The organism is Synechococcus sp. H70.1 (assembly GCF_047502705.1).
Lineage (GTDB): Bacteria > Cyanobacteriota > Cyanobacteriia > Thermostichales > Thermostichaceae > Thermostichus.
The window spans coordinates 46,804-56,567 of record NZ_JANSIV010000119.1 but is presented as its reverse complement, the minus strand read 5'-3'; the positions used below and the strand labels follow the sequence as shown (position 1 = coordinate 56,567).

The 9,764-nt window shown below is 58.3% G+C and carries 12 protein-coding genes; 8 read left to right on the top strand and 4 right to left on the bottom strand.

Features of this window, described 5'->3' with window-relative positions; all coding sequences use genetic code 11:
- Positions 1-68: 68 nt before the first annotated feature.
- Both NW827_RS08875 and cydB read left to right on the top strand, forming a co-directional pair.
- Positions 69-1,502 (top strand): cytochrome ubiquinol oxidase subunit I, encoded by a 1,434-nt coding sequence (locus NW827_RS08875; protein ID WP_414403893.1) that lies wholly within the window; start codon positions 69-71, stop codon positions 1,500-1,502.
- 168 nt (positions 1,503-1,670) lie between these two features.
- Entirely contained in the window at positions 1,671-2,720 is a 1,050-nt protein-coding gene (gene cydB, locus NW827_RS08870; RefSeq protein ID WP_414365090.1) for a cytochrome d ubiquinol oxidase subunit II, read from the top strand.
- A 173-nt stretch (positions 2,721-2,893) separates the two neighbouring features.
- Here cydB and NW827_RS08865 read toward each other — a convergent pair whose 3' ends face one another.
- The 4 genes from NW827_RS08865 to NW827_RS08850 form a co-directional block, all read right to left on the bottom strand.
- On the bottom strand, positions 2,894-4,486 hold the full coding sequence (locus NW827_RS08865; RefSeq protein WP_414503580.1) for a mechanosensitive ion channel: 1,593 nt from the start codon (positions 4,484-4,486) through the stop codon (positions 2,894-2,896).
- Positions 4,487-4,735: 249 nt separating this feature from the next.
- Positions 4,736-5,218, bottom strand: coding sequence for a ribosomal protein S18-alanine N-acetyltransferase (rimI, locus tag NW827_RS08860; RefSeq protein WP_414503579.1), 483 nt, complete (start codon positions 5,216-5,218; stop codon positions 4,736-4,738).
- A gap of 6 nt (positions 5,219-5,224) precedes the next feature.
- A complete protein-coding gene (locus tag NW827_RS08855; protein WP_414503578.1) occupies positions 5,225-5,578 on the bottom strand; it encodes a hypothetical protein in 354 nt (117 codons plus the stop codon).
- A complete protein-coding gene (locus NW827_RS08850; protein WP_414503585.1) occupies positions 5,575-6,714 on the bottom strand; it encodes a 5-(carboxyamino)imidazole ribonucleotide synthase in 1,140 nt (379 codons plus the stop codon). The genes NW827_RS08855 and NW827_RS08850 overlap by 4 nt, the downstream gene beginning before the upstream one ends.
- A gap of 121 nt (positions 6,715-6,835) precedes the next feature.
- Here NW827_RS08850 and NW827_RS08845 point away from each other — a divergent pair, with 121 nt between their 5' ends.
- The 6 genes from NW827_RS08845 (at position 6,836) to nusG (ending at position 9,762) form a co-directional block, all read left to right on the top strand.
- Positions 6,836-7,021, top strand: a complete 186-nt coding sequence (locus tag NW827_RS08845) for a hypothetical protein (protein ID WP_414360215.1) — start codon at positions 6,836-6,838, stop codon at positions 7,019-7,021.
- A gap of 83 nt (positions 7,022-7,104) precedes the next feature.
- Positions 7,105-7,530: a hypothetical protein gene (locus NW827_RS08840; protein ID WP_414403890.1), complete on the top strand. Its 426-nt coding sequence runs from the start codon at positions 7,105-7,107 to the stop codon at positions 7,528-7,530.
- 11 nt (positions 7,531-7,541) lie between these two features.
- Positions 7,542-8,288 carry a tRNA (guanosine(37)-N1)-methyltransferase TrmD gene (gene trmD, locus NW827_RS08835; RefSeq protein ID WP_414403889.1) on the top strand — a complete coding sequence of 249 codons (747 nt, stop codon included), beginning with the start codon at positions 7,542-7,544 and terminating at the stop codon, positions 8,286-8,288.
- A 2-nt stretch (positions 8,289-8,290) separates the two neighbouring features.
- The gene (locus NW827_RS08830) at positions 8,291-8,635 is read left to right on the top strand and encodes a hypothetical protein (protein WP_414503577.1); all 345 of its coding nucleotides are present in this window, start codon (positions 8,291-8,293) and stop codon (positions 8,633-8,635) included.
- 64 nt (positions 8,636-8,699) lie between these two features.
- Entirely contained in the window at positions 8,700-9,011 is a 312-nt protein-coding gene (gene secE / locus NW827_RS08825) for a preprotein translocase subunit SecE (RefSeq protein WP_414360205.1), read from the top strand.
- Positions 9,012-9,090: 79 nt separating this feature from the next.
- Complete coding sequence (gene nusG, locus NW827_RS08820; RefSeq protein ID WP_414360203.1) at positions 9,091-9,762, top strand: transcription termination/antitermination protein NusG; 672 nt, start codon at positions 9,091-9,093, stop codon at positions 9,760-9,762.
- The last annotated feature ends 2 nt before the right edge of the window (positions 9,763-9,764 follow it).

Below are 9,764 nucleotides of genomic sequence, written 5' to 3'. Positions count from 1 at the left end.
GCCTGCACAAACTGCAGCAGAGAGGGTTGGGAAAAGTTGAGTTTATCCATCCAAACTGGGTGCCAATCATGTTTCTAGACACCGTCGCACTTTCTCGACTACAGTTTGCCCTCACGGCCATTTTCCATATGCTATGGCCGGTTTTAACAACAGGAATGGCTATTTATCTTGTTGTTATAGAGGGCCTTTGGCTAAAAACCCGCAATCTAGATTACTATCGCCACGCTCGTTTCTGGTCAAAGATCTATGTATTGAACTTTGGCCTTGGCGTGGCCTCAGGGTTGCCGATGGCCTTTCAATTTGGCATGAACTGGGCCCCTTTTTCTGAGGCAGTGGGCGACTTTTTTGGAACCATCCTTGGGTTTGAGGGCACGATGGCCTTTATGCTGGAGGCCAGCTTTTTGGGGATCATGCTCTTTGGCTGGGAGCGGGTGCCGCCGGTGATTCACTGGATCTCGACCATCCTGGTGGCCTTCGGCGCCAACCTCTCTACCTTTTGGATCCTGACGGCTAACTCTTGGCTACAGACGCCGGCAGGGGGAGTATTTGTCAATGGAAAGTTTGTGGTGCACGACTACCTGCAAGCCATTGTCAATCCCTTCATGGTCAATAGCTTTCTGCACATGTTTTTTGCCACTTTGGAGACCTCTTTGTTTGTAATTGGTGGCATCAGTGCCTGGTACATTCTCAAGCGGCGGCACAGCGAGTTTTTTTCCCGTTCCCTCAAAGTGGTCTTGGCAATGGCTCTGGTGGTAGCCCCCTTGCAGGTGTTTATCGGCCACTTGAGCGCAGAGCAAGTGTATCGCTATCAGCCGGCCAAGCTGGCGGCCATGGAGGCCCAGTGGGAGACGATCCCTGCCGGCGAACGAGCCGATTGGAGCCTGCTAGCCCTGCCCAACGACCGAGAAGAGCGCAACGAGTGGGAGGTGAAGATCCCCGGTGCGCTGGGCTATCTGCTGGAATTTAAGCCCAGGCTGGATCGACCGGTGCAGGGCCTGAAAGCTTGGGATCCCCAAAATCGTCCTCACATGATTGGCCTCATCTACTACTCCTTTAGGACAATGGTGGCCATTGGCCTGTTTCTGGCCGGGCTTGTGGGGGTTACCTTGATCCAGTGGTTGAGGGGCAAGCTGTCGGCGGAGGCCCTCTCCCAGCAGAAGTGGCTGATGTGGGCCTGGGTCTTTGCTGGCCCCCTAGGATACATTGCCGTCGAGGCTGGCTGGATTGTCCGCTGTGTTGGCCGGCAGCCCTGGATTGTGTATGGACAACTGCGCACCGCGGAATCCGTTTCGCCGCTGCCGCCGGGAGAGGTGCTGTTTTCTTTGGTCGGCCTGACTGCTTTGTATACAGTGCTTTTCGTGGCTGCCCTTTACTTTGGCAGCCGCATCCTCCGCAGAGGGCCTAACCTGGAGCTGCCTGCCCCCGTTCCGGCAACCCAGCCGGTGATCGTGATCGAGCCTGCCCGCCACGAGCCGGATCGCCGTCCTGCAGAAGCTCGCTAGCGCCGGTGCGGCTCCAACAGGACCCAGGCGACACTGCCGGCTCTTTATCCAACAGCAGCCAAGCCACTTGTCGATTTCCAGCTCCCCTCTCCCAGAAGGAGAGGAGCTGGGGGTGAGGGGGATCATGTCTCGAACTGGTCGGAAATACCCAAAGCGGAGAGAACGACGATGGAATCTTTCGAGCCTTTACAGCAGTTTTTACCGCAAGTCTGGTTTTTTATCCTCGGTCTCTTTCTCTTCCTTTATGTTCTGCTAGATGGATTTGACTTGGGGGTTGGCATTCTTTCCCTGACAGCCTCCAGCGAAACGCGCCGCAGCATTCTCATGACCAGTCTGGGCAATGTCTGGGATGCCAACGAGACCTGGCTGGTGTTGATGGGGGGATCCCTATTTGGAGCCTTTCCCCTTGCCTACGCCACCATTCTCAACGCCCTCTACATTCCGCTGGTGATCATGGTGGTGGGCCTGATCTTGCGGGCTGTCTCTTTCGAGTTTCGGGAGAACGCCGACAACAAGCTGGTGTGGAACCTCGCCTTTGGGGTGGGCAGCTTTTTGGCGGCCTTGGGCCAGGGGTTTGCCTTGGGCAGCGTCTTCGAAGGGATCCGCGTCGACGAAGCCGGCCACTTTGCCGGCAGCCCTTGGGATTGGCTAACCTGGCGCACGGTGTTGGTGGCTCTTACGCTTATCCAGGGCTACGTGTTAATCGGCTCGGCCTACCTAATCGTTAAGACCACCGGCGAGCTGCAGAAAACCTACTACAAGACAGCAACCATCGCCACCTGGACAACGTTGCTGGGGGCAGTGTTTATCACCATCAGCACCCCCATCATGTCGGAGCAGGCGCGCGCTCAGCTTTTCTCGCCTCCTCTTTTCTATATCTTTGCTGCCATCCCCGTTTTGGGACTTTTGTTGGTGGCTCTGTTGCTGCGCAGCCTGCGGCGGCGAGAAGAAAATAGCGTTTTGGTTTACACTTTTTTAATCTTTGCCCTTTCTTTTATCGGCCTGGGGTTTATGGTTTTCCCCAACATTATTCCTCCCAGCGTCACCATCTACGAAGCAGCCGCTTCTCCCAGTTCACTGGTGTTTATGCTCACCTTTATTGGCTTTTTGATCCCGGTTATTTTGTCCTACAACATCTACAACTATGTGGTGTTCCGGGGCAAGATCGTGGTGCAGGAAGCAACGCCAGAAGAGGCCAAAGTTTCGGAGGCAGCTTAAACCCAGAAAACAAGACCCCGCCGAGCGTTTTGCCAGGCGGGGTACATTTGCAAGCAAAACAGGGTTAACCTTGAGGGAGCCATCGGATGGGCGGCACGGCCACTCCTTAGGAGGCCCTGCTCTCCTTAGGTTTTAGGCTAGGAAGAGCAATTCCTCTAGCAGATTTGGCCTCTTCACTCCCGCTTCAGCCACTGCCGGATCTGCTCGGCAGCCACATCGCGACCTCCCAAGCCAAAAGCCAAGGCCACCGCGACGGCAATCGCACCCAGCACCAGGCCAAAAGCCAGCACCACAATGTCGGTGGCTACACCCATCTGCTGTAAGGCCATGGCGCCGACGAAAACCAAAATGGCCACCCGCGCCGCCTGCGCCAGCACGCCCGCAGAGGGGTTGCCCAAGCTCTTGATCATGGAATGGGCCAAATTGGCCAGGTAAAGGCCAATCCCGAACACCAAGGCGCCGATGAGCACCCGCCCGGAAATCAGCAACAGCCCCTCCACGATGTCGGTCAAAGCGGCAAACTGCAGCAGCTCCACCGCCGGCACTGCCCCGAACAAGACCACGCCCACCCAGACCACCAGTCCAGCAATCTCAGAGGGGGTGCGCCGCTTCACCAACTCCCCTTCAGCAGCAGGTGCTTCAGGAGCAGGGGCCAAGGGCAAGCCCAGGCCAGCAGACAGACGGTCAAAGCCCACCGCCTGCAGCAACTGGGTCACCAAACCGGCCAAGAACTGCCCCAGCCAATAAAAGACGGCCAGAATCAGAGCCGATCCTGCAATTCGGGGAATGGCCCGCAACACCTGCTCCAGCATCGCCACCGCCGGATCCGAGATGGCCCGGATTTCCAGAGCATTGAGAGCCGCAATCACCGCCGGGATCAACACTAAGATGTAGGCTACCGTGCCCACCGTCTGGGCCAACTGGGGAATGCCAAAGCGGGCCCCCAAGCGGTTGGCTCCTGCTGCCGCTAGCAAATTGGAAACGATCCCACGCACAATGCGGGCCAAAAACCAGCCCACCCCACCGATGATGAGCGCTCCCAAAATGCGCGGCACCATCGACAGGATTTGATCCAGCAGGTTCTGCACCGGCTGCAGCGGCCCCCGCAGGTTCAGCGTATCCAGGATGAGCGGCAAAAAGAACAGCAGAATCAACCAGTAGAGGGCGTCACCCAGAGCTTCATTCAAGAGAAAAGGAGCGACCTCAGCCCCCCCCTCTGACTTTGCAGCTGTTCCTTCTGTACCCACCTCACCGGCAGCACTCTCTTGGTGAAGAGGCTGAACCAGCCGCTCGTCCAAGTTAAAGCGCCGCAGCCCCCGAATGACCGCTAGGCGGGCAACCGTGGCCACCGCCCAGCCCACCACCAGCAGCACCAGGGCTCCACCCAGCCGCGGCAGATAGACGAAAATTTCTCCCAAAAACCTGTTGAGTGGGTCGGAGACGGCCTGGAGCTGTAGGGCATTCAGCACCGCCACCAACACAAAAGCCAGGATGATCCAGTAAACAGCAGCGGCCACCCAGCGCTCCGTTTGCGGCAGCTTCTCGCCAGGCTTTTGCCCCAAAACCCAAGCAGCTAGGCGGTTATCGAGCTGCGTCCGCCTGAGCAGCCCCCGAACGCCGAAGGCCACCGCCGTGGCCACGAGCCAACCCAGAACTAGGATGGCAATCGCCGCCAGCAGATTGGGCATAAAAGCAGTAACTCTACCCCAAAGATTGACAACAAAGGAGACGGCCTCATCTTGAAGAGTGTTTATAGAGGTGTCCATGATTACCCTCACAACCTGAAATGATCAGGATGTTCAAATGATAAGAGTAGGCTAGCCTGAAGCGCTTCTTCAGGCAAGCTGGGCTGACCTAGGAGAGAGCCTCAAAAAACAAAAACGCCACGTCTTGAAACGAAACTTTACGTCCACTCATATCAGGAGCTGATGGTTGACCAAAACTGCAGGGGTGCTGGCAAAGAAAAAAGGTGTCCAGGGAAAACTTCTGCAGCTTCTTAGAACTGTTGGTTCCTCCTAAATTGGTTTCTTCCAATACACCAGCCCATCTTCTCCGTTGTTGTAATAGCCCTTGCGACGTCCCAACAGTTGAAACCCTGCCGATTCATAGAGGCGGATGGCAGCGTGGTTAGAAGCCCTCACTTCCAACGTGGCCCAACAGCAGCCTGCTGCCCTGGCTTGGGTTAGCAGCTCCTCCAGGATCCTTCGACCCAAACCACGCCGCCGATGGTCAGGATCCACTGCCAACGAGATGATGTGGGCTTCTTCCTCAATGCGCCAGAGGATGCCAAAGCCTACTAACGTTGGGGTAGGCGACGTCTTCTCGCCCCTGTCTCCAGGTTCCACCACAGCTCCAATGACAGTGCTGGTGGGCCGTTCCAGCTCCGCGCGATAGCCCTGCTCCCCCCAGTGTCCGCCGTAGCAGCGCCGATCCAGTTCCAGCAATTGGGGCAGGGCAGTGATATCCAGCACTTGCAGCCGATAACCTGTGCTACCCATGGTGGTCTAGTCCCGCAATTTGCAAAACTCCGATAGCAACAACTGCCCAAAGGGATCGTCATCCGGGGCAGCATAGGGCAGGGCTCGGCGCCTAAGGCTCAAGATCTGGTCCCCCGATTGCGAATGGAGCTTGAGCTCGTAGTCGAGCCCTTCTGCCTCCTGGAGGTAACCTTGGGCGGCTTTCAGGATCCCTGCTCGCAGTTGGGCTTTGGCAGCAGGGGCCATGAGGTAGCGAACAAACCAGCGGGCACTGCCGGGATCCACCTCGGCGAGGTATTGGAGAGCGGGGCTCAACACTGCAGAGTGCTCTTGGGGGGATTGGATAGCTGGAGAAAAGGTGGGATCTGAGGCTTGGCTCATGGCTGGGGATACCAGAGGGCTTCGAGGGTACGGACAAGGGCCGCCGCTTCCGCAGGAGAGGGAGGATGGGGTAGGCAGACCGTGACATGGCCCAGTTTTCGTCCTGGGCGGGCAGGGGTTTTGTGGTACCAGTGCACTGTGGCATTGGGGATCTCTGCCAGGCGCTGCCGCTTTTGGGCATAGTCACTGCTGGAGTGCTCATAGCCCAGGAGGTTCACCATCACTGCCCCCCCACACTTGAGGGAGGGATCCCCCAACGGCAAACCGGTGATGGCCCGCAGGTGCTGCTCAAATTGGGAGGTGTGGCAGGCTTCCAGGGTGTAGTGGCCAGAGTTGTGAACCCGCGGCGAGATCTCGTTGATCCAGATCCCAGCCTTGGGGTGGGGCGGCGGCACCCAGAAGAGCTCGATGGCGAACACGCCCACTGCCTCCAACTTGTCCATTACCTTGACCGCCAGGTCGCGAATCTCGGCCTCGACAGTTGCGGGAATGCGGGCAGGCACCAGAACATGGCGGCAGACCTGCTCGATCTGCACAGTTTCCACCACGGGGTAGATCTGGATCTCGCCGGCTAGCCCCCGCGCCACCATCACCGCCAGCTCCCGCTCAAAGGGGATCCACTCTTCGACAAGCAGCGGGATCCCGGCATACTCGGCCAGGGCCTCTTGCAAGGTTGCTCGGTCGGGCAGGATGCGGGTGCCCTGGCCATCGTAGCCCTGCCGCCGCCGCTTGAGCACCAAGGGGAAGCTTAGGCTAGAGAAATCCGCCATCTCCACAGGCCAAAAAGCCGGCACCGGCAACCCCAACTCCGCCAGAAACTGCCGCTGGCGCAACTTGTCTAGCAACGGCTCCAGGGTGCTCAGGCGGGGGCGAAAGCGGGATCCCTCTGGATCCAGCTTTTGCAGCTCTGCCAAAGGGATGAACTCGTTTTCAAAGGTTACCACCGAGCAGCATTCCAGTAACTGGGCTGTGGCCTGGGTGTCGGTTACAGAGCCCCAAACTACCCCGTCGGCCACCGCCACCGCCGGCTCGGTGGGAGCAGCGGCCTGCACAACCAGGGGGATCCCCAGCCGACGAGCCGCTAGAGCCAACATCTGCGCCAACTGTCCGCCGCCGATTACCCCTACCGGCTGCATCTGAGTTTGGGACTTCACGGCCGCACCGCCCCACGAGTTACACTGAGAGGTAAAGCACCGTCTAGTCTACTGTCTCTCGGGTTTAGAACCCTACTGGCGGGATCCCGCTAGGAGAAAAACGGTGGAGCCCTCTAAGCTAAAAGAGCTCATCGACCGAGCGCTGGCGGATAAGGTCCTCACCCGCGCCGAGCAAGAAGCAATCCTCAAGGCAGTTACCGCCGATTCCTACGTCTCACCGGAAGAACACGAACTGCTGGACCAGATTGTGGAGCGCCTCAATAGCGGTGAGATTCGCGTCGTAGAGTAAAAACCCGCAGCTCCAAAGGGTTGGGATAGACTGGAGATCCCTTGGCCACCTCTAGCAGTATCCGCTGAGATTCTGCCGCCACCATGAGTTCTCGCTCCTCGGACTGGTTTACGCGGGCACGGCATCTCTTCTACGGCACCGCCACTGCCCTGGTGGAAATTCTGGAGGATCCCCAAAAGCGCGCGGAAAGTTTCAGTCGCCTTTCTGTCGACTGGGCGGCGCTGGCTACAGAACTGGAGCAAAAAGGGGAGCAGATTGAACAAGAGGCTGTTCGCTACCTGGAAAGCCTCCGCCGTCAAGCTAGCAAGGCCTCCGATCCAACCGTAGATAGCCAAGCACCGGCCAGCCCGCCTGCTAGGAGCAGCTCCCCAACCCCGGCTCCTGCTGCCCCCATCTCCCAAGAAGAGATGGCCGACCTGATGGAGCTGATCCACCAGATTGAGTCCTTGCGCCTGGAGTTAGAGCGGCTGCGCACAGAACCTTGCTCTGATGCTGGTCCTTCTGCCTGATCCCAACTCCTGTGCGGTTTGACGTTGTTACCCTTTTCCCGGAATTTTTTGAGTCGCCGCTGCGCATTGGCTTGGTGGGCAAAGCCCTGAAGCAGGGGATCGCCGAGGTTCATCTCACCAACCCGCGCGACTTTGCCACCGATAAGCACCGCCGGGTCGACGATGAGCCCTATGGGGGTGGGGTAGGCATGGTGCTCAAGCCAGAGCCCTTTTTTGCCGCTGTCGCCTCCCTACCTCGCTTGGAGCCCTACGAGATTATCTTGCTCACGCCCCAGGGGCAACCCCTAGACCAGGCCCTGCTGCGGGAGCTGGCCCAAAAGGCCCAGCTCATCCTGCTCTGCGGGCAGTACGAGGGCTTTGACGAGCGGATCCGCCAATATCTAGCTACCCGCGAGGTGTCGCTGGGGGATTTTGTGCTGACAGGAGGAGAGATCCCGGCGCTGGCCTTGATCAACGGCGTGCTGCGCCTCTTGCCGGGTACTGTGGGTAAGGTAGACTCTCTGAAGAAGGAGAGCTTTGAGGAAGGGCTGCTCGACTACCCCCAATATACCCGCCCAGCTGAGTTTCTGGGGTACAAGGTGCCCCAGGTGCTCCTTTCAGGGAACCACGAGGCCATTGCCCGCTGGCGCCTACAGCAGCAGTTGGTGCGCACCTGGCAACGGCGGCCAGATCTGTTGGCCAAACGTCCCCTCACCCCCCAAGAACAACAGTTGTTGGCCGAAGGCCTAGCCAAGCAGCACACTGAGGTGGAGGAATAAGGATGTGGGTAAACTATCTCAACTCCCTTCTCAATGGCCACCCGGCAATTCCTAGGATTCTGGGACTGCTTCTGTTGGGGATCCTGGCCAGCCCGGGGCTTGCTCTAGCCCAAAGGGGGAGTGGCAACGAGGCCCTTTACCGCGACAGCGGAGTTCAGTGGTTCGACGGCACCAGCATTGACATAAGCGATCTCTTCCGGGCTGCCGAGTTTCTCTCTCGCCAAAGGGCCTCCTCCCGCTGGGACAGTGGGGCGGCCGTCGATGCAGCTGTGGAGCAGTTCAACCAATCCCGCCGTCGCCCCTTGTTGCTCTCCCCAGAGAGGCCCAACACCTCTCTTACCCCTTGAGGTTCGCTCCCCTCGCCAGCCTGATCTGTTAAGATTACAAAGATATCCTTGTGGGCGCTAGACAATGGCGCTCTGTTCTCGGGATCCCCTAGGAGATGCCGCCGTGGTTAAGAGTACCCCCTCCAGCAAAACTGAACGGGAAGAGCGTCTGGATCCCGCCAGGCGGGGTCAATCCAAAGACAGTTCCCCTGAGCCCAAAGGGATTGCAGGCTTCCTCCGAGAGACGCGGGCGGAGTTGGCTAAAATTGCTTGGCCAAGTCGCCAGCAATTGATTAGCGAATCCATTGGCGTCTTCCTAATTGTGCTGATCTTCGCCGCGTTTATTTACCTGGTTGATCAACTGTTTGGCTGGGTAGCCACGCAGCTGTTCTCATAAATCCTTCTCTGGACAGGGCAGAGTTGAGGTAGCGAATCCCCCCTGGGGGGAGGGGAAGCCTACGGAGAGGAGGTGAGGTATGAGGTCAGGGTTAGAGCAACGGCGGAGACGCCGTGGGAACTACGTTGAGCCCCTAGAAGCTCCAGAAACGACTGCAGAAAGGGAAGAAGGGGAAGGTCAAAGCCAGCGCAACTTGCGCTGGTACGCCGTCCAGGTGGCTGCTGGCTGCGAAAACAAAGTTAAAAGCGCTCTTCTGCAGCGAGCAGCAGCGCTGGATGTGGCCGATCAAATCGTTGAAGTGGTGATCCCAAAGCGGATAGGCTTCAAGCTGGACCGATCTGGCAAGCGCCAGGAGCAAGAGGAAAAGATTTTCCCCGGCTATGTGCTGGTGCGCATGGACCTTAACGATGACACCTGGATGGTGGTGAAAACCACTCCCAATGTCATCAACTTTGTCGGTACAGAACAGAGACGGCCCTATGGTCGCGGCCGGGGGCACGTGACGCCGCGACCCCTCAGTCCCAGCGAGGTTCAGCGCATCTTCAGCACTACTGAGGTGGAAGCGGTGCCCCTTAAGATTGACCTGGCCCCTGGGGATCGCATTGAGGTGCTCTCTGGACCCTTCCAGGGGTTCTACGGCGAGGTCGTGGATGTCAGCCCAGAACGGGGCAAGCTCAAGGCTTTAATCTCGATTTTTGGGCGGGATACTCCGGTAGAATTAGAGCTTGGTCAAGTGCGAAAAGAGGTGTAACT